This is a genomic window from Hymenobacter cyanobacteriorum (assembly GCF_022631375.1).
Classification (GTDB): Bacteria; Bacteroidota; Bacteroidia; order Cytophagales; family Hymenobacteraceae; genus Hymenobacter; species Hymenobacter cyanobacteriorum.
Map to the genome: position 1 here is coordinate 231,679 of NZ_JALBGC010000003.1, position 21,538 is coordinate 253,216.

The 21,538-nt window shown below is 64.9% G+C and carries 18 protein-coding genes; 7 read left to right on the forward strand and 11 right to left on the reverse strand.

Annotated elements, in window-relative coordinates; translation table 11 throughout:
- Positions 1-23: 23 nt before the first annotated feature.
- The 5 genes from MON38_RS10760 to MON38_RS10780 form a co-directional block, all read right to left on the reverse strand.
- A complete protein-coding gene (locus MON38_RS10760; protein WP_241936175.1) occupies positions 24-1,094 on the reverse strand; it encodes a chorismate mutase in 1,071 nt (356 codons plus the stop codon).
- 152 nt (positions 1,095-1,246) lie between these two features.
- Complete coding sequence (locus tag MON38_RS10765) at positions 1,247-2,092, reverse strand: prephenate dehydrogenase (protein ID WP_241936176.1); 846 nt, start codon at positions 2,090-2,092, stop codon at positions 1,247-1,249.
- Between the two features lie 102 nt (positions 2,093-2,194).
- Positions 2,195-3,403, reverse strand: coding sequence for a pyridoxal phosphate-dependent aminotransferase (locus MON38_RS10770; RefSeq protein ID WP_241936177.1), 1,209 nt, complete (start codon positions 3,401-3,403; stop codon positions 2,195-2,197).
- A gap of 13 nt (positions 3,404-3,416) precedes the next feature.
- A complete protein-coding gene (locus MON38_RS10775) occupies positions 3,417-4,292 on the reverse strand; it encodes a prephenate dehydratase (protein ID WP_241936178.1) in 876 nt (291 codons plus the stop codon).
- A 367-nt stretch (positions 4,293-4,659) separates the two neighbouring features.
- Complete coding sequence (locus MON38_RS10780; RefSeq protein WP_241936179.1) at positions 4,660-4,803, reverse strand: hypothetical protein; 144 nt, start codon at positions 4,801-4,803, stop codon at positions 4,660-4,662.
- 180 nt (positions 4,804-4,983) lie between these two features.
- Between MON38_RS10780 and MON38_RS10785 the strand changes: the two genes are divergently transcribed.
- The gene (locus tag MON38_RS10785; RefSeq protein WP_241936180.1) at positions 4,984-6,054 is read left to right on the forward strand and encodes an NADH:flavin oxidoreductase/NADH oxidase; all 1,071 of its coding nucleotides are present in this window, start codon (positions 4,984-4,986) and stop codon (positions 6,052-6,054) included.
- A 45-nt stretch (positions 6,055-6,099) separates the two neighbouring features.
- On the opposite strand, the gene MON38_RS10790 is transcribed toward MON38_RS10785, so the two are convergent.
- The 3 genes from MON38_RS10790 to MON38_RS10800 are packed head-to-tail and all read right to left on the reverse strand — an operon-like array spanning position 6,100 to position 8,385.
- On the reverse strand, positions 6,100-7,431 hold the full coding sequence (locus MON38_RS10790; RefSeq protein WP_241936181.1) for an FG-GAP repeat domain-containing protein: 1,332 nt from the start codon (positions 7,429-7,431) through the stop codon (positions 6,100-6,102).
- A gap of 18 nt (positions 7,432-7,449) precedes the next feature.
- On the reverse strand, positions 7,450-7,818 hold the full coding sequence (locus MON38_RS10795; protein WP_241936182.1) for an Ig-like domain-containing domain: 369 nt from the start codon (positions 7,816-7,818) through the stop codon (positions 7,450-7,452).
- 45 nt (positions 7,819-7,863) lie between these two features.
- A complete protein-coding gene (locus MON38_RS10800) occupies positions 7,864-8,385 on the reverse strand; it encodes a DinB family protein (protein WP_241936183.1) in 522 nt (173 codons plus the stop codon).
- A gap of 184 nt (positions 8,386-8,569) precedes the next feature.
- On the opposite strand from MON38_RS10800, the gene lysA reads away from it, so the two are divergent.
- The gene (gene lysA, locus MON38_RS10805; RefSeq protein ID WP_241936184.1) at positions 8,570-9,772 is read left to right on the forward strand and encodes a diaminopimelate decarboxylase; all 1,203 of its coding nucleotides are present in this window, start codon (positions 8,570-8,572) and stop codon (positions 9,770-9,772) included.
- A gap of 127 nt (positions 9,773-9,899) precedes the next feature.
- On the opposite strand, the gene MON38_RS10810 is transcribed toward lysA, so the two are convergent.
- Both MON38_RS10810 and MON38_RS10815 read right to left on the reverse strand, forming a co-directional pair.
- Positions 9,900-10,319, reverse strand: a complete 420-nt coding sequence (locus MON38_RS10810) for a SpoIIAA family protein (protein ID WP_241936185.1) — start codon at positions 10,317-10,319, stop codon at positions 9,900-9,902.
- A 148-nt stretch (positions 10,320-10,467) separates the two neighbouring features.
- Positions 10,468-11,826, reverse strand: coding sequence for a Gfo/Idh/MocA family protein (locus tag MON38_RS10815; protein ID WP_241936186.1), 1,359 nt, complete (start codon positions 11,824-11,826; stop codon positions 10,468-10,470).
- Between the two features lie 288 nt (positions 11,827-12,114).
- Here MON38_RS10815 and MON38_RS10820 point away from each other — a divergent pair, with 288 nt between their 5' ends.
- The 5 genes from MON38_RS10820 to MON38_RS10840 all read left to right on the forward strand — a co-directional run bounded on the left by MON38_RS10820 (position 12,115) and on the right by MON38_RS10840 (position 21,021).
- Entirely contained in the window at positions 12,115-14,199 is a 2,085-nt protein-coding gene (locus MON38_RS10820) for an ExeM/NucH family extracellular endonuclease (protein ID WP_241936187.1), read from the forward strand.
- 111 nt (positions 14,200-14,310) lie between these two features.
- Positions 14,311-17,253 carry a PKD domain-containing protein gene (locus MON38_RS10825; RefSeq protein WP_241936188.1) on the forward strand — a complete coding sequence of 981 codons (2,943 nt, stop codon included), beginning with the start codon at positions 14,311-14,313 and terminating at the stop codon, positions 17,251-17,253.
- Positions 17,254-17,312: 59 nt separating this feature from the next.
- Positions 17,313-17,918 carry a pentapeptide repeat-containing protein gene (locus tag MON38_RS10830; RefSeq protein ID WP_241936189.1) on the forward strand — a complete coding sequence of 202 codons (606 nt, stop codon included), beginning with the start codon at positions 17,313-17,315 and terminating at the stop codon, positions 17,916-17,918.
- Positions 17,919-18,116: 198 nt separating this feature from the next.
- On the forward strand, positions 18,117-19,157 hold the full coding sequence (locus MON38_RS10835; RefSeq protein ID WP_241936190.1) for a LacI family DNA-binding transcriptional regulator: 1,041 nt from the start codon (positions 18,117-18,119) through the stop codon (positions 19,155-19,157).
- A gap of 208 nt (positions 19,158-19,365) precedes the next feature.
- Positions 19,366-21,021 (forward strand): MFS transporter, encoded by a 1,656-nt coding sequence (locus MON38_RS10840; RefSeq protein ID WP_241936191.1) that lies wholly within the window; start codon positions 19,366-19,368, stop codon positions 21,019-21,021.
- Here MON38_RS10840 and MON38_RS10845 read toward each other — a convergent pair.
- Entirely contained in the window at positions 21,018-21,371 is a 354-nt protein-coding gene (locus tag MON38_RS10845) for a DUF433 domain-containing protein (protein ID WP_241936192.1), read from the reverse strand. The two genes, MON38_RS10840 and MON38_RS10845, sit on opposite strands and share 4 nt — an antisense overlap.
- Positions 21,372-21,538: the final 167 nt, after the last annotated feature.

Here is a 21,538-nt window from a genome sequence, read left to right on the forward strand (position 1 = left end):
CTTCGGGGTACGGCCCACACCGCCTACCCTTCCATCACCCGGTTCTGGCGGTTGATGGATTCCAGATGCACGGCCGCCAAATACTGCTCCACAAACTCGTGGGTGAGGCCCACGGAGGCGCCCTGGCGCTGGGCGCGCTCCAGCACCTCGTTCCAGCGGTTGGTTTGCAGGATGGTGATGTCGTTGTCGCGCTTGTACTGGCCGATGCGTTCGGCCACGGCCATGCGGCGGCCCAGCAGCTGCATCATCTCGGCATCGAGCTGGTTGATTTGCTCGCGCAGGCCGGTGAGGGCCGACAGGAACTCCTGCTCGTTGGTGGTTTCGTGGCGCCACACCAGGTTTTCGATGAGGTCGCGCAGCACCTCGGGGGTGATTTGCTGCTTGGCGTCGCTCCAGGCATTGTCGGGGTCGATGTGGCTTTCGAGCATGTTGCCGTCGAAGCCCAGGTTGAGGGCCTGCTGGGCCACGGCGGCCAGCGTGTCGCGCCGCCCGCAGATGTGGCTGGGGTCGCAGAGCAGCGGCAGCTCGGGCAGCCGACGCTTCATCTCGATGGGCAGGTGCCACATCGGCGCATTGCGGAAATCGGTGTTGCCGTAGCTCGAAAAGCCCCGGTGAATGAGGCCCACCTGCTTCAAACCGGCCTTTTGCAGGCGCTCCACGGCGCCCACCCACAGCTCCAGTTCGGGGTGAATGGGGTTTTTGACGAGCACCGGCACATCCACGCCGCGCAGCACGTTGGCAATTTCCTGCACCGAAAACGGGTTGCCCGTGGTGCGCGCCCCCACCCACAGAATGTCCACCCCGAAGGCCAGGCAGTCCTCCACGTGCTTGGCGGTGGCCACTTCCACGGCCACGGGCAGGCCGGTCAGTTCGCTGGCTTTCTTCAGCCACGGCAGCCCCTTGGTGCCGATGCCCTCGAAGCCGCCGGGCTTGGTGCGGGGCTTCCAGATGCCGGCGCGCAGGGCCTGCACCTTGCCGGTGGCGGCCAGGCGCTGGCAGGTTTCGAGTACCTGCGCCTCGGTTTCGGCCGAGCACGGGCCGGAAATGAGGTAAGGCTTGTCATCGGACTGGCGGTTGAATAAGGCGGATTTCATTTTAATGGTCAATGGTTAGTGGTCAGTGATTAATTTTTGGCTGTCATCCTGAGCACAGCGAAGGACCTTATCACCGAAGAACGTCTTGCAGTAATTCACGCAAACGTGCTAAGGTCCTTCGCTCCGCTCAGGATGACAGATGTTGCCATCGTTCACGGCAGAATCTTGCGAATGTGGTTGGCCTGCCGAATCTGCTCGGCCAACCCGTCGTAGTCTTCACTGGCCAGCAGCTCGCGCAGGTGCTGCAATTGGTGCAAATGCTCATCAAGCACATCGAGCACATTCAGCCGGTTCTGCCGGAAAATGGGTACCCAGGTAGCCGGCGCGCTCTTGGCCAGCCGCACCGTCGACTCAAACCCGCCGCTGGCCAAATCGAAGATGCGCTGCTCCTCTTTCTCCTTTTCGAGCACCGTGAGGGCCAGGGCAAACGAGGTGATGTGCGAGATGTGCGACACGTAGGCCGTGTGCACGTCGTGGTCGGCCCCGTTGAGGTACAGCAGCCGCATGGGCAGCGCCTGAAACAGCCGCTCCACCGTTAGCACCGCGTCAGCGTCGCTGTGCTCGGCATCGCAAAGCACCACGGTTTTGCCTTCGAACAGGCCCGACACGGCCGCCTCCGGCCCCGAATGCTCGGTGCCCGCCATGGGGTGCACGGCCACGAAGCGGCCCCGGCGCGAGTGCCCCGCCACGGCGGCCAGCAATGCCTGTTTGGTCGAGCCCACGTCGATGACGACCTGCCGCGGGCCGATGAGGTCGAGCACCGGTGGCAGCACGGCCACCATGGCATCTACCGGCACGGCCACCACCACGAGGTCGGCCCGGCGCACGGCAGCGGCGAGGTCGGGTTCGATTTCGTCGACAAGACCTAATTCCAGCGCCCGACGGGCGTGGGCCGCGCTGCTCTCCACGCCAATAAGGTGCTGCGCTAGCCCATGTTGCCGCAGGCTCAGCGCCAGCGAGCCGCCGATAAGGCCCAAGCCGATAATGGTGACCGTCATTGGAGGAAGGGTTGAGTTTTGAGGGTTGAGTGGGCTAATGGAAACCGCCTGTCATCCTGAGCGCAGCGAAGGACCTTATCATGTCCGAACAACAGGCAGTAATTAAATCGGCGCGGTCGTGATAAGGTCCTTCGCTGCGCTCAGGATGACGGACGATTCCCGCACCCGCGCCAGCGCCTCGCGCAGCAGCGCTTCCGGCTGGCACAGGCTGGCCCGGATGTAGCCGTTGCCATTGCTGCCGAAAATGCCGCCTGGCGTGAGGAACACCCGCGCTTCGGCCAGCACCGCGTCGCTTAGCGCGTAGCCGTCGGCAAAGCCCGCTGGCACCGCCGCCCAGATGAACAGGCCCACCTGGCCCGGCGCGGGTGTGCAGCCCAGCGCCTGCAACAATTCCAGCACTAAGGCGCGGCGAGCACGATAGGTGGCGTTTAGCTCCGCAAACCAATCGTCGCCCAGCGCTAGGGCCGCCACGGCAGCCTGCTGCACCGGCAGAAACATGCCCGAATCCATGTTGCTTTTGAAGCGCAGGACGCTGGCGATGACGTCGGCACGGCCCGCCAGCAGGCCCACGCGCCAGCCCGCCAGGTTGTGGCTTTTGCTCAGCGAGTTCAGCTCGACGGCCACTTCGCGGGCGCCGGGCACGGCCAACAGGCTCAAGGGTGGCGTTTCGTTCAGAATGAAGCCGTAGGGGTTGTCGTGCACCAGCAGAATGTTGTGGGCTGTGGCAAATTCTACCAGCCGCGTGAGAAACGGCAGGCCGGCGGCCGTGCCGGTGGGCATGTGTGGGTAGTTCACCAGCATCAGCTTCACCCGCGAGAGGTCGGTTTGGGCCAGCGCGTCGAGGTCGGGCAGCCAGCCGGTGGCTTCGGTCAGGTTGTACTCGCGTACTTCCGCCCCGCAGATTTCGGCCACGGCCCGGTACGTCGGGTAGCCGGGGTTGGGAATGAGCACCGCGTCACCGGCCTCCAGAAACGTCATCCCGATGTGCATCAGGCCTTCTTTGGAGCCCAGCAGCGGCAGAATTTCGGTAGCCGGGTCCAGCGCCACGCCGTAGTGCCGCTGGTAGAACTCTGCCATGGCTCCGCGCAGTGCGGGCGTGCCCTGGTAGCTTTGGTAGCCGTGCGCGCCGGGCTGCGCGGCCGCCTGCGCCAGCGCTGCCACCACGCTGGGGTGCGGCGGCAAATCGGGGCTGCCAATGCCCAGGCTGATGATATTGGCCCCGGCTGCGTTGAGGGCAGCCAGCTCGCGCAGCTTGCGCGAGAAGTAGTATTCGCCGGTATGGGCCAGGCGGCTGGCAATGGAGATGTTCATGGGAGAAGGCAGCTTAATTTTTAGCAAGGCTTAGTGCCTCGTGAGCTTCTGTTTCGGCAACGTTCCAGGTACCGCGCCGGTAGGCTCCCAGCACCCGCAGTTCCTCCGTCACCGGCTCCAAATCCAGTAGCAGTGCCTCCAGTTGTGCCAGCGCCGCAAATTCCACGTCGGCGTGGAAGCCGTAGTGCCAGGGTTGGCCCGGCCGGGGGCACGATTGCAGCTTGCTCAAATTCAGCCCGTGGGCTGCCACGCGGGCCAGCACGGTGGCCAGGCTGCCGGGCGCGTGCGGCGCGCAGAAGTAGAGCGAAGCCTTATCGGCCGCGGGGTCGGGCAGCACCTCGGCGGCGCGTTCCAGCACCAGAAAGCGGGTGTAGTTGTGCGGGTCGTCGTGGATGGCGGGGGCCAGAATGTGGAGGCCAAACTGTTCGGCGGCCTGCGCGCCGGCCACTACGGCCACGCCGGGGGGGCGCTGCTCGGCCAGCAGCTGGGCACTGTGGCCGGTGTCGTCGGTTTCCACCAGCTTCCAGTGCGGGTGGTGGTCGAGGAAATCGCCGCACTGGCGCAGGGCCATGGGGTGCGAGTGCACGGCCTGCACGTCGGCCAGCGTGGTGCCGGGCAGCGCCAGCAGGTGCTGATGAATGGGGAGGTACACCTCGCCGGTGACGCGCACGGCGTGGCGCTCCAGCAGCAGGTAGTTGGGTAGAATGCTGCCGGCCAGCGAGTTTTCCATGGCCATCAGGCCGGCGGCGGCGGTGCCGTTCACCACGTGCGCCACCACCGCGCCAAAGGTGGCGCAGGGCAGCAGCGCCGGCTGCGCGCCAAAGAAGCGGCGGGCCGCTACCTCGTGGAAACTGCCCTGGAAACCCTGAATGGAAACGTGGTGAATCATGATGTTGGGGACTTAGGGACTTGGGAACTTGGTTTTTTGACTTTGGAGTCTTGGGTTTTGAGGTTTTTCTTCAGAAACAGGTTGGCTGACTTTGAATATCCAAGTCCCCAAGACCCTGAGTCCCCAAGTCCCGACAACAAAAAAGGGCCTCCGCGGTGCGGGGGCCCTGGGTTGTTGGCAAGCGTGTGATGGTTAACACGGGCAACACAGGGCCGGCTTCTTCGGATAGAAGAAGTAATAGCAATAGGTAAAAAAGACGTGGTGCAGTGTGGGCATCTGAAAAGAAACGGGCATTAAAAAAGCGCCTCCCGAAGAACGAGCGGCGCTGGAGAAGTTTGCGGGAGTTAGCTACAAACGGCGGCTCGTTCTACGCGGCGGCGTAGAAGTAATAATAGCCAAAAAAGTAGCGCGTCTGGAGCATGGTGCGGGTGGTTTGCGGCTGCAAGGTAAGGGGGGATTGCAGAAAAGCAAATTTTGCGGGGGCTCGGCGGGCCATAATTAAGAACGTCATGCTGAGCTTGTCGAAGCATCTCTACCGCGCAACGCAATCAATGACGACTTCAATGAAGCGGTAGAGATGCCTCGGCTGCGCTCGGCATGACGGACTGGTTTCCCTTCTGACTACACTACCAGCCACAACCTTCGCTCCGCAAACCCGGTTTACTCAGCTTCGCATTCCCTCAGCAATTTCATGGTTAAGCTATTTGAACCCCTGGCCCTGCGCGGCGTCACCCTCAAAAACCGCATTGTGGTATCGCCCATGTGCCAGTACAGCGCCGAAGACGGCTTTGCCAACGACTGGCACCTGGTGCACCTGGGCAGCCGGGCCGTGGGCGGCGCGGGCCTCATCATTCAGGAAGCCACGGCCGTGTCGTTCGAGGGCCGCATCAGCCCCGAAGACCTGGGCATCTGGAAAGACGAGCACCTGCCCATGCTGCGCCGCATCACCGATTTTATTGTGGCGCAGGGCAGCGTGCCGGGTATCCAGCTGGCGCACGCGGGCCGCAAGGCCAGCACCTACCGCCCCTGGAGTGGCGCGGGCGAAGTGCCACTGAACGCGGGCGGCTGGCCGGTGGTGGGCCCCGGCGACGCTGCGTTTGCCGACGACTACCCCCGGCCCGAAGCGCTGGACGCGGCCGGTATTAAAAAAGTCATTTCCGATTTCCGGGCGGCGGCTGGGCGGGCGCTGGCGGCCGGCTACCAGGTGGTGGAGTTGCACGCCGCCCACGGCTACCTGCTGCACGAGTTTCTGTCGCCGCTCAGCAACCAGCGCACCGACGAGTACGGCGGCAGCTTCGAAAACCGCGTGCGCCTGCTGCTCGAAGTAGTGGCTGCTACCCGCGAAATGTGGCCCGACGAACTGCCGCTCATCGTGCGCCTCTCGGCCACCGACTGGACCGAAGGCGGCTGGAACGCCGACGAATCGGTGCAGCTGGCGGCCCTGCTCAAAACGCGCGGCGTGGATTTGATTGACTGCTCAACGGGCGGCAACGTGCCCAAAGCCCCCATCCCCGTCGGCCCCGGCTACCAGGTGCAGTTTGCCGGGCGCATCAAGGCCGAAGCCGGGATTATGACCGGCGCGGTAGGACTCATCACCACGCCGGCCGAGGCCGAAGCCATCCTAGCCAACGGCCAGGCCGACCTGGTGCTGCTGGCCCGCGAGTTTCTGCGCGAGCCCTACTTCCCGCTGACGGCGGCTCAGGAGCTGGGCGTGGAAATTGAATGGCCGGCGCAGTATGAGCGCGCCAAGCCACGTGCGTAGTATTTTACTGCGCAAATAGTTAGCTACCGCGCGGCCGACAGTGGCTTATTCCACCATCAGCCGCGCGGTGGCGCTGCCCGCCTGCACCAGGTAGAGCCCGGGCCGCAGCCCGGCCAGCGGCAGCGCGACGGCGGTGCCGGCTACCGGCACAGTGCGCACGGCCCGGCCCATGGCATCGCGCACCAGCACGGCGCGGGTGCCGGCCGGCAGCTGCCGCACCCACACGGCGTCATCGGCGGGGTGGGCCGGCACAGGGCTTATGGTGAATGGAGCGGCTGGGGCTGGGTTCAACTGTGCCAAGGGAGCGCCGGTGCCATTGTTCAGGCGCACGCTCAGGCGGTTGCCGGCAGTGCTGGCCAGGGCCACGTCGAGGTCGCCGTCGTTGTCGAGGTCGGCGGCGGCCAGGTCGCGCGGGCCGAAGTACACGTACGACGAGTTCATGCGGGGGCCGAAGCCGCCCGTGCCGTTGTTGAGAAAGGACTCGACTTTGTCGCTGCCCGTGCCCAGCACGTCGGGCGCGCCGTCGCCGTTGAGGTCGGCGGCGGTCAGGCTCGTCTGGTTGCCCAGGGTGGCCAGGCGTGCGAACAGCAGGAAACTGGCCTGGCCGTTATTAGCGTACAGCTCGACGCCGCGGAAATTGTCCGAACTCAAGGCGATGTCAAGGTCGCCGTCGCGGTCGAAGTCCGCCAAGGCAAGCGCGTAATTGTAGGTGTTCGTGACGATGCTGGCCGTGCCCGAAAACACGCCGCTGCCGTTGTTGAAGCGAATGCTTACTTCGCCGCCGTTGTAGGTATTGGCCAGCAGGTCGAGGTCGCCGTCGCCGTCGATATCGCCCAGGCACAGGCGCAGACACTCCGACTGCATGGGCAGGCTGGTGGGCGCGCCAAAGCCTCCCAAGCCGTTGTTGAGGCGCACCTGCACGGCCGGCGCGGTGCCGCCCAGGCTGGCCAGCAGGTCGAGGTCGCCGTCGCCGTCCACATCGCCCAGCACCAGGCTGTGCACTGGCTGGGGCGCGGCCACGTTGCCGGTGCCCGAAAACACGCCGCTGCCGTTGTTGAAGCGCACGCACAGCACTCCCACGCCCGACACCGCGCCGGGGCTGGTGTATGCGCCGGCCACCAGGTCGAGGTCGCCATCGCCGTCGAGGTCGCCCACCGTCAGCGACTGTGGGCTGTAGGGCACGGGCACCGCCACGATGCCGCCGGCCGTGAAGCCGGCCGCCCCGTCGTTGCGAAACACCGTCACGTTAAAGCCGGTGGAGTTGGCGCTCAGCAGGTCCACGTCGCCGTCATCGTCCACATCGGCAGCGGCAATGGCGTAGGGGTTCGACGGCCCCATGATGTCGGTGTTGCCAAGCAGCTGGCCAGTGCCGCCCACCGCGGCGGCCGTGAACTGCTACACCTGTGGCCGCGCCAGGGCCGTGCCGCTGGCCGTTTGCGCGGCGGTTGTGGCCGTGGCCCAAAGCGTTTCGCCCGGCCGAAACGCCCGCTGCGGCTGCAACGTCAGCGCGTTGCCGCTCAGCGTGCGGGCGCCCATCAGCCGGCCACCGCGCTGCTGGCTGAACACCTGCACCGCCGACGCCGAAGCCGCCCCTAACGGCTGCGAAAAAGTGAGCGTGACCGCGCTGGTCCGCGGCACCTGCGTTGCCATCGGGGCCGGCTGGCGGCTGGTGAGCAGCAACGCCTGGGCCGAAGCGCCGACCGGGCCCGCAGCTAGGCCAATCAGGATTGCCAAGCGCATCGAAACGAGAAAATCAGCATTCATGCCGGAAGATAAGCACCCGCCCAGTATGTGCCTCTTAGGCAGCGCCTACGCCTGGCTGCGCACCCATTTGGCCGTTACCAACAGCTGGCCCAGGTGGCGGGTGGTGTGCTCGGCGGCGTGTACCAGCAAGCCGATGACGGTGGAGGGCACCTGCGCCCGCCCTACGCCGCGCAGCTCGGTGAGGTCGGCGAAATCGGTGGTGCGGAGCTGGGCCAAAGCCCGGTCTACTTGTTGATTGAAGCGCTGCTGAAGCTGCTCCAGCGTTTCGGCATCGGTGGGCAGCGGCTGGGTTTCTTTGGCCAGCTGGGCCTGCTGGGCGGGCGTAAGGGCCTCGCCGCGGGCGTAGGTAAAGGTGCGGTCGAGCACGCCGGCTAGGTGCTGGAGGTGAAAACCCACCGACGCCACTGCTTCGGGGCGCTCGTTGAGCAGGGTGGGCGGGAAGTCGGCGAAGGCGCCGGCCAGCTCCTCGCGGGCTTGCAGCAGGGCGTGGGCCACGGGCTGAAGCATGGATGGCACGCCCGGCACGGGGCCGCGCAGCCAGACTTCGAGGGAAGCAGAATCGGACATGTGAAATAGAAATATACGGGGCCTGCGGTGGTACGCAGCAGCGACCGAGCCGGTAGTCTTGTTGAATAAAAAGCAGTACTGCCAACCGCTTTCAGCGGTTGCAGCAGCTTTCCCAAGGGCCTGGGGCAGCTATTTGCCGGGGGCGGCAAGGTGCTACAACAAGGGCGGGCGTACTTTTGTGCTTATGTCAGAAATTAACGAGGCGCTGCGCGCCGCGGCCGAACAGTTCGGCACTCCCCTATACGTTTACGACGCCGCCACCATCACGCGCCAGTACCGCAAGCTGGAAAATGCTTTCTCGCTGCGGCCCACGCGGTTTTTCTACGCCTGCAAAGCCCTGAGCAACGTGGCCATCCTGCGCCACATCCTGAGCCTGGGCGCGGGCCTCGACTGCGTGAGCATTAACGAAGTGAAGCTGGGCCTGCACGCCGGCTTCGCGCCCGAGAACATTCTGTTCACGCCCAACGGCGTGACGTTTGCCGAGGTGGCCGAGGCCAAAAACATGGGCGTCAACCTCAACATCGACAACATTTCGCTGCTCGAGCGCTTCGGCGCTACCTACGGCGGCTCGTATCCGGTGTGCGTGCGCCTGAACCCGCACATCGAAGCCGGCGGCAACTACAAGATTCAAACCGGCCACATCGACTCGAAATTTGGCATCAGCATTCACCAGCTGCGCCACCTCGAGCGCGTGGTGAAGAGCACCGGCCTGCACGTGCGCGGCCTGCACATGCACACCGGCTCCGAGATTAAGGATGTGGAAGTGTTTCTGCGCGGGCTGGCGGTGCTATTCGATGCGGCCGGGCGCTTCCCCGACCTGGAGTTTCTGGACCTGGGCTCGGGCTTCAAAGTGCCCTACCGCCCCACCGAAACCGAAACCGACGTGGCCGAGCTGGGCCGGCGTGTGGCCACGGCCTTCAGTGCCTTCGAGGAAGAGTACGGCCGGCCGCTGGAGTGCTGGTTCGAGCCGGGCAAGTACCTGGTGAGCGAAAGCGGTTTTCTGCTGGTGAACGTGGCCGTGGTGAAGCAGACCACCGCCACGGTGTTTGCGGGCGTGAATTCGGGCTTCAACCACCTCATCCGGCCCATGTTCTACGAGAGTTACCACCACATCAGCAACCTCACCAACCCCGAGGGCGCCGAGCGGCTCTACACGGTGGTGGGCAACATCTGCGAGACGGATACCTTCGCCTGGGACCGCCTGCTGCCCGAAATCCACGAAAACGACCTGCTGGTGTTCCACAACGCCGGGGCCTACGGCTTCGAGATGAGCAGCAGCTTCAACTCGCGCCTGCGCCCGGCCGAAGTGCTGCGCGAAGAATCGGGCGAGCTGCGCCTAATTCGCCGCCGCCAGACGTTTGAGGACCTGCTGGCCGGGCAGGTGTGATTTGAACGTCATGCTGAGCGCAGTCGAAGCATCTCTACCCCGAGAGTAATCCTTCCGATTGGAATGCGTTGCGCGGTAGAGATGCTTCGGCAAGCTCAGCATGACGTTCTTTTTCCATTACTAGCCCCTAACTCTTCACCGAACCCAGCCACGCCACCGCCTCGGCTTCGTTCTCGAAGGTGCGGTAGGTGTGGGGCAGGTCGCGGGTGCCGAAAACCAGCTGCGTCATGGCCAGGCGGGCGAAAACGTTGTGGGCCACCAGCACCGCCCCGTGGCGGTAGCCGTGCTCGTGCACGGCTTTGGGTAGCCACTCGCCGGTCATCCAGGCCTGCTCGACGGGGGTGAAGGGAGCCATCTGGCGCTGGTCGACAAGCATATTGGCCCAGCCGTGGCGGCTTAGCGCCTGCGCCGCGTGGGTGAGCAGGGCGCGGAACTGCACCAGCTCGCGCGGGCCGGGCTTGTATTCCAGCCGCAGGTAGCCTTCGGGTTCTTCCCAGAGGCGGCCAATGGTGTTTTCGAAATAGAGGGAACGGGTGGCCGGTGGCATTAATCAGAAAAACAACTGCATACAACCGCGGCTGCTACAGCCCATTGGCCCCGAGGGCCAGGCTGCAACAGCCGCGTTCGCGCTTAAACCGCTAAGGGCAGGCAGAAGTTGGCCGGCCCCGGCTTTTTCTGCCAGGCCAACCCGCCTGCTACGCTTCTTCTTCCGTCGGCAGCGGGCCGCGGAAAGCGTCGAGCCGCGGGGCGGCGGCCAGTTTCACCGGCTTGCTTTCGCGGGCCGACTGGTAGATGGCTTCCATGATGCGCTGGTCCTGCAGGCCCTCTTCGCCGGGCGTGTAGGGCGGCCGGTTCTGGCGCACGCACTCGGCCAGGTGGTCCATTTCGAGGGCAAACTGGTTTTTCATGGGGTCGTTGGGCGTTTCCTTCAGCTGCTTGCCGTTGGGCGCGTGCACGTATTCCAGGTGCAGGCCGTGGTAGGGAAAGGCCGGGTCCATTTTAATGCTGCCGGTTTCGGCGTGCACCGTGTAGGCCTTGCTGTTGAAGCTGCCGTAGCCGGTGGTGCACTGCGCCAGCACGCCGCTGGGGAAGCGTAGCGTAAACGTCACGTTCTCTTCTACTTCCTTGAAGCGGGCATCGCCGGGCGTGCTGTATAGCTGGGCCGACACTTCGATGGGTTCTTCGCCGAGCAGGTAGCGCGTGGTGTTCAGGCAGTAGAGGCCGATGTCGGGCAGGGCGCCGCCGCCGGCCAGGGCTTTTTTGTGGCGCCACTGCTGGTCGTGGGCCTGGTTCTGGCAGTTCACCATCTGAATGAGCTTGGTCTGGCCGTAGGTTCGGGCGCGCACCGCCTTCTGGGCCTGGCGGTTCAGGGGCTCGTACTGAATGCGGTAGGCCACCATGAGGTGCTTGCCGGCTTTTTTGCAGGCCGCAATCATCTCCTCGCACTCCTGCACCGAGTTGGCCATGGGCTTTTCGCAGAGAATGTGCTTGCCGGCCTTGGCCCCGCGCAGCGTGAATTCGTGGTGCATGGAGTTGGGCAGCACGATGTAAATCACCTCCACCTCGGGGTTGTCCTTGAGTTGGTCGTAGGTCTGGTACGAGTAGCAGCCGCTGGGCTTGATGCCGTATTGATGAGCCACCTTGGCCATTTTGTCGGCGTCGCCGCTCACCAGCGCCACCACTTTGGCGTGCTTGCACTGCCCAAAAGCGGGCAGAATCTCGTTCAGCGTGAGGTGGCCCAGGCCCACCACGGCGTAGCCCACGCGGCGCTCGGGCGCGTCGGGGTTGAGAGGGCCCGCGCCCTTGGGGTCGGTGGGCGCCTCCAGGGGCGGCAGCTTAATATCGAGCGGACCGGTGACGGGCGGCGGGGTGGCCGTTTTGGCGGTTTTGCCGGCCTGCGCCTCGGCGGCCAGCGGCAGCGCGCCGGCCACGCCCACGGCCAGCAGCCCGCGCCCGGCGTGGTTGATGAAGTGGCGGCGCGAGGTGTCGCAAGCGGCATCGGCTGCGGCCGTGTCTAGAAGGGCGGAAGTTGAGAAGCTGTTTTCCTGGAGCATATAACCGGGGCGAATACGTAAGATTGAATGAGAAGCTGCGACGAGAACCTGCCGTCATTCCGACGCAGGAGGAATCTGAGTAAAACCAATAATCCGCACTCTTCAGATTCCTCCTGCGTCGGAATGACCAGAGGCGGTTGCATGTCTTACGTGCCGGAGCGGCTTGCGAGTTGTGCCCAAAGGCCTTGTGGTTGAGCTTATCGGCCAATTCCCGGCTCCGTGCAACCCGGCACCAAAACCCTGTTACATTTACAGCCCCGCATTGGGCCCGTTTTGATTTTCAACGCTATGCCGCAGGTTTTACGCCCCTCTTTTTTCGTTCTGCTTCCCACGCTGCTGGCCGCCGGCCTGGCTTCGGCCCAGGCCCAGACCATCACGCCCATCGGCACCATTCAGGGCAGCGGCGTGCTGGCCACCTCGGGCAACTACACCATCGAAGGCGTGGTAACGGGCGTGTACGCGGGCCTGAGCCCGGCCGGCTTCTACGTGCAGAACGACGCGGCCGCGGCCGACGGCGACCCCGCCACTTCCGATGCCCTTTTCGTGGTGCAAACCGCGCCCACCGTGGCCGTGGGCAACCGCGTGCGCATCAGCGGCGCGGTGCAGGAAATTGCCAGCACGCCCTCGTTCAACCAGGCCGTGCTTACTACGCCGGTTATCACGGTGCTGAATGCCAGCAGCCCGCTGCCCGCGTTCAGCATCATCGACAACGCAACCTTCTCGACGGCCGATGCCGAGCCGCTCGAAGGCATGCTGGTCGAGTTCAACGGCACTACCACGGTGGCCGACGTGGCGGCCGTGAAATCGCGCGGCGAGCTTACCATTTCGCTGCGCGGCCTGGTGTACCAGCCCACGCAGTTCGTCGACCCCAACGACAACCCGGCCAGCGGCACCAGCAGCACCGGCACCAGCAACGTAGCCGCTGTGAATGCCTACCAAACGGCCAACGTGAACAAGTCGCTGGTGCTCGACGATGGCCGCGCCGCCACCAACCCCACGCCCATCCCCTACCTCGACGCCACCACCCAAACCGTGCGGGTGGGCAGCACTATAGCAAAATTGCGCGGCGTGCTGGGCTACGGCAACAGCAAATGGCGCGTGCAGCCGCTGGCCGGCGTCGATGCCCCGCAGGTTGTGACCGTGCGCCCGCCAGCGCCCACCTTCGGGCCGATTGACGTGAAAATTGCCAGCATGAACGTGCTGAACTTCTTCAACGGCGACGGTGCGGGCGGTGGCTTTCCCACCTCGCGGGGGGCGCTCACGCTGGCCGATTTCCAGCGCCAGCGCAGCAAAATCATGGCCGCCTTCACCCAGATGAACGCCGACGTGCTCGGGCTGATGGAGGTAGAAAACGACGGCACCGGCGCCACCTCGGCGGTGCAGGATTTGGTGAACGGCCTGAACCAGAGCTTCGGCGCGGGCACCTACGCCTTCATCAACGACGGCGGCGCGGTGAAGCAGTACAACAACACCGACCTGATTCACTGCGCCATCATCTACAAGCCGGCGGTGCTCACGCCCTACGGCCCGGCGCTCATATCCCTCACGCCGGGCGTGTTCGAGCGGCCGCCGCTGGCCCAGCTGTTTATCACGAATAATGCCGCCCGGCGCGACACGTTTGCCCTCGTGGTGAACCACCTGAAATCGAAAGCCAGCGGCAGCGGCGTGAACGCCGACCAGCAGGACGGCCAGGGGGCCAGCAACCTGCGCCGCAAGCAGCAGGCCGACGGCCTCGTGCAATTCATCAACACCGTGGTGAAGCCGGCCGGCACCCGCTACGTGGTGAGCGTGGGCGACTACAACGCCAACTACGAAGAAGACCCCATCGATATTCTGCGTGCCGCCGGCTTCGTGCTGGGCAGCCCGGCCGCCAGCGCTTCCTACCTGTTCAGCGGCCTCAGCGGCTCGCTCGACCATGCCGTGCTCACGCCCAATCTGGCCGGCCATTTCGCCGCCGAAAAGTGGCACATCAACGCCGCCGAGCCCGAATTCCTGGAGTACGACGTGGCCGGCGCGGCCACCGATGTGAACAGTCCCTTCCGTTCTTCCGACCACGACCCCATCCTCATCGGCCTGAATTTCCGCACCACCGTCACGGCCGCGCTGGCTCCGAAAGCCGCCACCGCCCGCTTACAGCTATTCCCCAACCCCGCGCCGGGCGCGTTCAACATTCGCATCGCCAGCCCCAACGCGCAGCCGCTGACGCTGGAGGTGCTCTCGGCGCTGGGCCAGCCGGTGCTGGCGCTGCGCGGCACCGCCGCCGAGGTGCAGGCCGCGCTGGCGCAGCGCACGGCCGCGCTGGCTCCGGGCGCTTACTTGGTGCGGTTGAGCGGCGAAGGTTTGAGCGAGGTGCAGCGAGTGGTGAAGGAGTAAAGGAGTCGAATTATAATCGAGCGCCTTTGGATTTAATGCTTAATTTTCAACGCAATAGCATTGCGCTGCAACATGTCTTTCCGCTTTCCTCAGGTCATCGCAGTCCTTTCTTTGCTCGGCCTTCTACTCAGCAGCGGCTCGCCGGTGAAGGGGCAGTGCCCGGTGGCGGCCTGCACGCCAGGTAATGCGCCGGCATCGAGCGCTGCCTTTGGCATGGGGATTTTCCGGGTGCAGCTGGCCGGGCTGGATACAACTACCGCCGGCGGCACCGACGGCTACGGCAACTACGTCTGCCGCTCCGGCGCCGTGTTGCAGCGGGGCGCTACCTACACGCTGAACGTGCGCACCAACCCGTACACCGATGAAACGGTGCGTGCCTGGCTGGACTACGATGACGACGGACAGTTTGCCACCAACGAACTTATACTAGCCTCGACGGCCCGCCAGCACGCGGGCACGTTCACGGTGCCAGCCGCGGCAGTGCTGGGCCAGCCTTTGCGCCTACGCATTGCGGCTGACTATGCGAATGCGCCGGTGCCCGGCCCTTGCTCAACTCCGCAATACTCCCAAACCGAGGACTACCGCATTGTCTGTTCGGCCGGTGCGCCCCTGCGGCCCACCCCGCGCTTTGCCGCCCTCGATACGGTGAGCTGCGGCGGACCGGTGGTGTTTCACGACCAGTCGGGGAATAGCCCCACCACCTGGCGCTGGAGCTTTGGCGATGGAACTGCCAGCACCCAGCAGCACCCGCAGCACACGTACGCACAGCCCGGCACCTACAGCGTGCGGCTGCGCGTGTGCAACGCCGTCGGCTGCGATTCGCTAACCAAAACCGGCTACGTGCTGGTGCGGGCCGATGCCCCGCGGCCGGCCCCCTGCCAGCCCGCCACCATAGCCGCCTGCTGCGGCTTCGGCATTACCCGGGTCCGACTAGCGGGCCTCGACCACGCTTCGGCTGCCGGCACGGCAGGCTACGAGGACTTCAGCTGCACTTACCGCGCCACGCTGCGGGCCGATTATCCGGCGCTGCTTCAGCTTACTACCGGGCCAAACGCGCACGATGTGCGGGTGTATCTCGATTTGAACGACAACGGCCAGTTCGACCTGCCGACGGAGCTGCTTTACCAGGGCGCGGGCGTGCAAAGCCCCGTGGTTCAGCTGCTGGTGCCGGCCGCAACGGGCGTGGTGTACAACCGGCCGCTGCGGCTGCGCCTGTGGGCCGATGCCGCCGGCGCCACGGCCAGCCCCACGGCCTGCACGCCGCTTCAGCAGGGGCAGGCCGAAGATTATGCCGTCGTATTGTTGCCAAATACAGCCGCCCCGGTAGCGGGCATTGGCGTGACGTACACGCAGTTCTGCCCATCCCTGCGCACCGTTTTCAGCAACACGACCGTGGGCGGGGCCACCAGCTACTCCTGGACTTTTGGCGACGGCACTTCGCCTTCCACCGCCGTGGTGCCCCCACCGCACGTCTATACCCAGCCCGGTCCTTACGAAATCAGGCTCGTGGCCCGCAATGCGTACGGCACCGACACGGCCAGATACCAGGTGGTGGCGACAACTTGTGGCGCTTATTGCACCGCCGCCGGGGCGGGCGGCTCGGCTGATGCCGCCGCCTATTTCACGCGGGTTCAGCTGGCCAACCTCGACAACGTCGATACGCGTAGCCCCGGCGTAGGCTACCGCGACTTTACCGCGCGCTACGCGGAGCTGCAGCAGAGCCGGAATTTTACGCTGCGCGCCGAGTCGCCGCCGTGGTCGTTTGGTGGCCTGGGGCCGTGGGTGGTTGTCACGGCCGCCATCGATTACAACCAGGACGGGGCCTTTTCGGCCAACGAGCAGCTGGGCAGCGTGAATACCTACAGTCCTTACCTGCTCCCGTTTCACGTGCCGCTCAGTGCCCGCCCCGGGGCTACCCGCCTGCGCATTCAAATCAGGGCCAGCTCGCTGCCGACTGGTAATGCCGTGTACTGCACGCCGCCCTCGTGGAATACGAGTACCGAAGATTACACGGTGGTCATTACCGCGGCCAATGTTGCCCCCCAGGCGGGCTTCCGCAGCAACCTGACGACCTCCTGCTCCGGCACAGTGCAGTTTCAGGACACCAGCTCGGCCGCTCCCAATAGTTGGTACTGGACCTTCGGCGACGGCACTTCCAGCACCCAGCAGCATCCGTTGCATACCTATGCGCAGCCCGGAACCTATAGCGTCGCGTTGCGGGTCACCAATCAAACCGGGGCCGCAACGGTTGCCCGCGCCAGCTATATTACCATAGCTTCGCTGAACCAAGCCCCGGTGCCCACCACCTGCCTGCCCATCACCGGCCCGAATGCGGCGCTGTACTTTAGCCCGGTAAGCACGCTGGAGCTGGGCCCGTGGATTTACAACAACCCGGGGTTGCGCGATGGCTACCGCGACGAAACCTGCGCCGCGGCCCCAATTGCCTGGGATGCCGGCCGCACCGTGCCCGTCACGTTTCGCCAGCCGAGCCAGTTCCAGAACGTTTCCTCGCCCCGGCTGTGCCGGCTGTGGCTGGATGCCAACGACGATGGCATGCTCGACGACAGCGAAAAAATATTGCAGTACACCATTTCCGGCTATGTCTCGGTTTGGAACACCACCCTTACGGTGCCAACGGGAACCATACGCAACCGCCCGCTGCGGCTCCGGATGACGTATTTTGGCTACGACGGGTATTCTCCCTACGACACGCGTGCCTGTGTGCGCAATGAGGACTACGGTCAATCGCGCGACTTCACCGTAGTGGTGGCGGGTACCGCGACGGCCGTGACCGGGCCGCCCGTAGCGGGCAAGGGCTGGAGCCTGTTTCCCAACCCGGTTTTGGCGCACCAGCTGACGGTGCTGACGGCCCCAGGCACTGGCCAGAGCTATTTGCTGCAATTGTGGGATGCATCGGGCCGACTGGTGGCTACGTTGCCGGGTACGGCCAATAGCCACGGCGAAGCCTCCCTGACGCTGCCTGATTTGCCCGCCGGATTGTATTTGGCGCGCATAGCTGGCCAGGCCGCCGGCCAACGCATCGAGATTCGTTGAATCCAGCCAGTCTCCGCTGCAAGCACGTTTTCACTTTAGTCAGATAAGCGCTGTACTTCATGCCGCCCCGCCGCAAGCCCACCCCTGCCCCGCGCAAGCCCACCTACTTCCCCGATGAAAACGTGGCCGAGCGCTGGGATGCCCGGCACCTGTTGGGCCACACCGAATTTGATGAATTTCGCTTCGTGGGCTGCGATTTCGGCGGAGCCGACCTGCGCCGCCTGCGCTTCACCGATTGCCGGTTCGAGCACTGCAACCTGACGACGGCCCAGCTGGCGGGCACGGCCTTCCAGAACGTGGCCTTTGACGACTGCAAGCTGATGGGCCTGCAGTTTGGGGCCTGCCGCGACATGCTGTTTGGCGTGCATTTCGACCAGTGCCAGCTGCGTTACGCCTCGTTTGCGGGGCGGGCCATGCCGGGCACGCGCTTCGTGGGCTGCCAGCTGGAGGATGCCGACTTTGCCGATGCCGACCTGAGCAACGCTGCGTTTGAAGATTGCGCGCTGGGCGGGGCCGTATTCCAGAACACCAAATTGGCCGGGGCCGACTTCCGCACCGCCACCGGCTTCATCATCGACCCCGAGCGCAACCCGCTGGCCGGCGCGCACTTCACGCTGGCCGGCCTGCTGGGCGTGGTGGCGCGCTACAACCTGGTAGTGGAGTAGCCGGCGGCGGCGGCCTGATTTCAACAAAGGCAGCCAGATTCGCGGGCCGGTGTAGATTGCGGGTGAATTCCCATCGATGGCCGAAAGCGGCTGCCCCGCGCGCGGGCGGCCTACCTATCTTCGGCCGTATGCCAGGGCCCGGCCCGGGCGGTAGTGCCGCCCCCGCCGGGTTTTCGTTCACCTCGCCAACTATATCCGATGGCTAACCGCCGCGCTTCCATTACCGACCTGGCCAAAACGCTGGGCTTGTCGCCGTCCACCATTTCCCGCGCCCTCAGCGACCACGCCGACGTGAGCGAGGCCACCAAAGCCCGCGTGCGCCAGCTGGCCGAGGAGATGCACTACCAGCCCAACCAGCTGGCCGCCGCCCTGCGTCGGGGCCGCAGCAACACGCTGGGCGTGCTGGTGCCGCACATCACGGGCCACTTTTTCCCGCTGGTGGTCAATGGCATTGCCACCGAAGCCGCCAAGCTGGGCTTCAACGTGATGATTTGCCAGTCGAACGAAGACGCCCGGCAGGAGCAGAAGAACATCGACCTATTGATGAACTCGCAGGTGGAAGGCATTCTCGTTTCGCTGGCCAACACCACGCAAAGCTTCGGGCACTTCGAGGCCGTGCGCCAGCAAAACATTCCGCTGGTGTTTTTCGACCGCATGGTGGAGGATTTTGAGGGCAGCAACGTGAGCGCCGTGGTGATTGACGACTACCAGGGCGCCTACCAGGTGGTGACGCACCTCATCGAGCAGGGCTGCACCCGCATTGCCCACTTCACCGGCCCACTGCACCTGAGCATCCACAAAAACCGCCACCAGGGCTACCTCGATGCCCTCGTCGCCCACGGCCTGCCCATCGCCCCCGAGCTGACCGTGCACTGCGAGATGAACCAGAAGGGCGGCCAGACCGCCATGCGCCAGCTACTGCGCTTGCCCGCCGCCCAGCGCCCCGACGGCGTGTTCTCGAGCAACGACCTGGCCGCCGTGGGCGCCCTGCAAGCCGTGAAGGCCCACCGCCTGCGCGTGCCCAAAGACGTGGCCATCGTGGGCTTCAGCAACGAAGTCTTTACCGCCCTCACCGAGCCCATGCTCAGCAGCGTGGACCAACGCTGCGAGCAAATGGGCAAAACCGCGGTGCAGCTGCTGCAGAAGATGCTGAAAAGCGGCCCCAACCGCGTGGGCCCGCCCAAGCCCATCGTGCTCAAGCCCAAGCTGCTGGTGCGCGAGTCGTCGCAGCGGCGGTAGCTGAATGACGAATAAAGCTCGTCATGCTGAGCGCAGCCGAAGCATCTCTACTGCAGAAGTAAACCATTCGATTGGATTGCGTTGCGCAGTAGAGATGCTTCGGCTGCGCTCAGCATGGCGTTCTCTTTGGCCCTTCTTCAGCCAAAAGCCGTAAGCAGCCATTTGCATCGCTGAGTTGTTATAACAAGCGAAACCCTGCCGCTGCCCGATGCCCGAAGCCACTACTGCCCCGCCCGCCCCCAAAGTCACCCTCTGGACGCCTTTTGCCTACTCCGTTTTCCGGGCCATCTGGATTGCGGGCATGGTTTCCAACGTGGGCACCTGGATGCAGAACGTAGCCGGCGTTTGGCTCGTGACCACCCTCACCACCTCGGCCCTGCTCGTGGCCCTGATGCAGACGGCCACCTCGCTGCCCGCCTTTTTGCTGAGCATGCCGGCCGGGGCCATGGCCGATTTGGTGGACCGCCGCCGGCTGCTGCTGTTCACGCAGGGCTTCATGTCGGTGGTGGCGCTGGGGCTGGGCGCGCTCACGCTGGCCAACGGCATTTCGGCCTATGGCGTGCTAGGCTTCACGTTTCTGCTGGGCATGGGCGCGGCCCTGAACGCGCCCATCTGGCAAAGCATTGCCACCGAGCTGGTGCCGCGCCAAGCGTTGCCCTCGGCCATCACGCTGAACGGCGTGAGCAACAACATTGCGCGGGCCATCGGGCCGGCCATCGGCGGGGCTATCATTGCCTACTATTCGGCCGGCTGGGTATTTGTGCTGAACGGGGTATCGTTTCTGGGCACCTGGGCGGTGGTGTATTTCTGGAAGCGCCAGCCCACGGTAACCAACGGGCCGGCCGAAAACTTCATTGGCGCGCTGCGGGCGGGGCTGCGCTACGTGCAGTATTCGCCAGCCATTTATGGGGTGCTGGTGCGCACGTTCGCGTTTGCGTTTGGGGCGGCGGCCATGTGGGGACTGGTGTCGGTGGTGGTGGCGCGGCGGCTGCACCTGAGCTCGGGCCACTACGGCGTGATGCTCTCGTGGCTGGGCGCGGGCGCCGTGACCGGGGCCGTGCTCATGGGCCGGGCCGGCTCGCGCCTCACCTTCAACCAGCGGGTGCTGCTGGGCGTGCTGGCCTTCGTGGGCACCAATACAGCCCTGGCCCTGGTGAACCAGATTTATGTGCTCTACGCCGTCATGTTTTTGTCGGGCATTGCCTGGCTGATGGTGATGACCAGCTTCAGCACCACCGTGCAACTGAGCGTACCCAAGTGGGTGCAGGCCCGCGTGATAAGCGTGTACATGCTGGTGTTCCAGGCCGGCTTGTCGGTGGGCAGCCTGGTGTGGGGCGAACTGGCCGACCACCTCTCGCTGCAAACCGCGCTGTTGGCCGCGGCCGGCTGGATGCTGGCCAGCACCCTGCTGGCGTTCCCCTTCCCCATGCGCTCGGCCGAGGGCCTGAACCTCGACCCCGCCGAGCACTGGCCCGACCCGACCACCGAAAGCCCCATCGACCCCGACGACGGCCCCGTGCTCGTGATGATTGAATACCAGGTAGCGCCCGCCGACTGGGCCGCCTTCCACCAAGCCGCCGAGCAGCTCACGCGCCTGCGGCTGCGCGACGGCGCCCTGCGCGCCGGCGTGTTTGCCGATGTGGCCGTGCCCACGCGCATCAGCGAGTTTTTTTACGTGGCCACCTGGGGCGAGCACCAGCGCCAGCACCACCGCTTCACCCGCGAAGACCAGGTGGTGGAAGGCCGCGTGCGCCGGTTTCACCGGGGGCCGGAGGAGCCGCGCGTGACGCACTTCCTGGCTTTCCCGAATACTTCGAACGTGGAAGTCGCCACGCCCATCCCGACGCTGGAAAGCCAGCGCTAGCCGGCTTGCACGACGGGCTGCCCGCTCATGGCGCGCCGCTCCCACAGCTGCTTCAGAAACTCCTGCTCGGCCAGCCACTGGCTCTGGCGGCTCAGCAGCCAGGCTTCCGAATTCTGGTCGGGCGCGGCGGGCTGGGTGCGGGCCAGCGGTTTCAGGCGCTGGGCAGCGAAGGCCAGGCAAGCACGAAAATCTTCGGGCTCCAGCCCGGGGTGCGCGGTTATAATTTCAGATTCCGGCCGGCCAGTCGCCAGCCATTCAAGCACTTGCCATACCGGTACGCGCAGGCCGCGCACGGTCGGTTGCCCGTCGCAGATGGCGGGATGAACGGTAATACGTGAGGAGCCCGGCATATTCATTCATCCAAAATACGGGTTGCTGATGACATTTGCAACTTCTGCCTTACAAAGCCTGAGCATCCTGGAACGTCCTGCTGAGCGAAGTCGAAGCATCGCTACCGCGCAAGTAACTTGATTTACTGTTGCGGTAGCGATGCTTCGACTTCGCTCAGCAGGACGTT

Excerpts from the sequence above, each read along its gene's own strand:
- MON38_RS10760 (WP_241936175.1), bottom strand. The coding sequence starts at position 1,094 with ATGAAATCCGCCTTATTCAACCGCCAGTCCGATGACAAGCCTTACCTC.
- MON38_RS10765 (WP_241936176.1), bottom strand. The coding sequence starts at position 2,092 with ATGACGGTCACCATTATCGGCTTGGGCCTTATCGGCGGCTCGCTGGCG.
- MON38_RS10770 (WP_241936177.1), bottom strand. The coding sequence starts at position 3,403 with ATGAACATCTCCATTGCCAGCCGCCTGGCCCATACCGGCGAATACTAC.
- MON38_RS10775 (WP_241936178.1), bottom strand. The coding sequence starts at position 4,292 with ATGATTCACCACGTTTCCATTCAGGGTTTCCAGGGCAGTTTCCACGAG.
- MON38_RS10780 (WP_241936179.1), bottom strand. The coding sequence starts at position 4,803 with ATGACGTTCTTAATTATGGCCCGCCGAGCCCCCGCAAAATTTGCTTTT.
- MON38_RS10785 (WP_241936180.1), top strand. The coding sequence starts at position 4,984 with ATGGTTAAGCTATTTGAACCCCTGGCCCTGCGCGGCGTCACCCTCAAA.
- MON38_RS10795 (WP_241936182.1), bottom strand. The coding sequence starts at position 7,818 with ATGAATGCTGATTTTCTCGTTTCGATGCGCTTGGCAATCCTGATTGGC.
- MON38_RS10800 (WP_241936183.1), bottom strand. The coding sequence starts at position 8,385 with ATGTCCGATTCTGCTTCCCTCGAAGTCTGGCTGCGCGGCCCCGTGCCG.
- lysA (WP_241936184.1), top strand. The coding sequence starts at position 8,570 with ATGTCAGAAATTAACGAGGCGCTGCGCGCCGCGGCCGAACAGTTCGGC.
- MON38_RS10810 (WP_241936185.1), bottom strand. The coding sequence starts at position 10,319 with ATGCCACCGGCCACCCGTTCCCTCTATTTCGAAAACACCATTGGCCGC.
- MON38_RS10815 (WP_241936186.1), bottom strand. The coding sequence starts at position 11,826 with ATGCTCCAGGAAAACAGCTTCTCAACTTCCGCCCTTCTAGACACGGCC.
- MON38_RS10820 (WP_241936187.1), top strand. The coding sequence starts at position 12,115 with ATGCCGCAGGTTTTACGCCCCTCTTTTTTCGTTCTGCTTCCCACGCTG.
- MON38_RS10830 (WP_241936189.1), top strand. The coding sequence starts at position 17,313 with ATGCCGCCCCGCCGCAAGCCCACCCCTGCCCCGCGCAAGCCCACCTAC.
- MON38_RS10835 (WP_241936190.1), top strand. The coding sequence starts at position 18,117 with ATGGCTAACCGCCGCGCTTCCATTACCGACCTGGCCAAAACGCTGGGC.
- MON38_RS10840 (WP_241936191.1), top strand. The coding sequence starts at position 19,366 with ATGCCCGAAGCCACTACTGCCCCGCCCGCCCCCAAAGTCACCCTCTGG.
- MON38_RS10845 (WP_241936192.1), bottom strand. The coding sequence starts at position 21,371 with ATGCCGGGCTCCTCACGTATTACCGTTCATCCCGCCATCTGCGACGGG.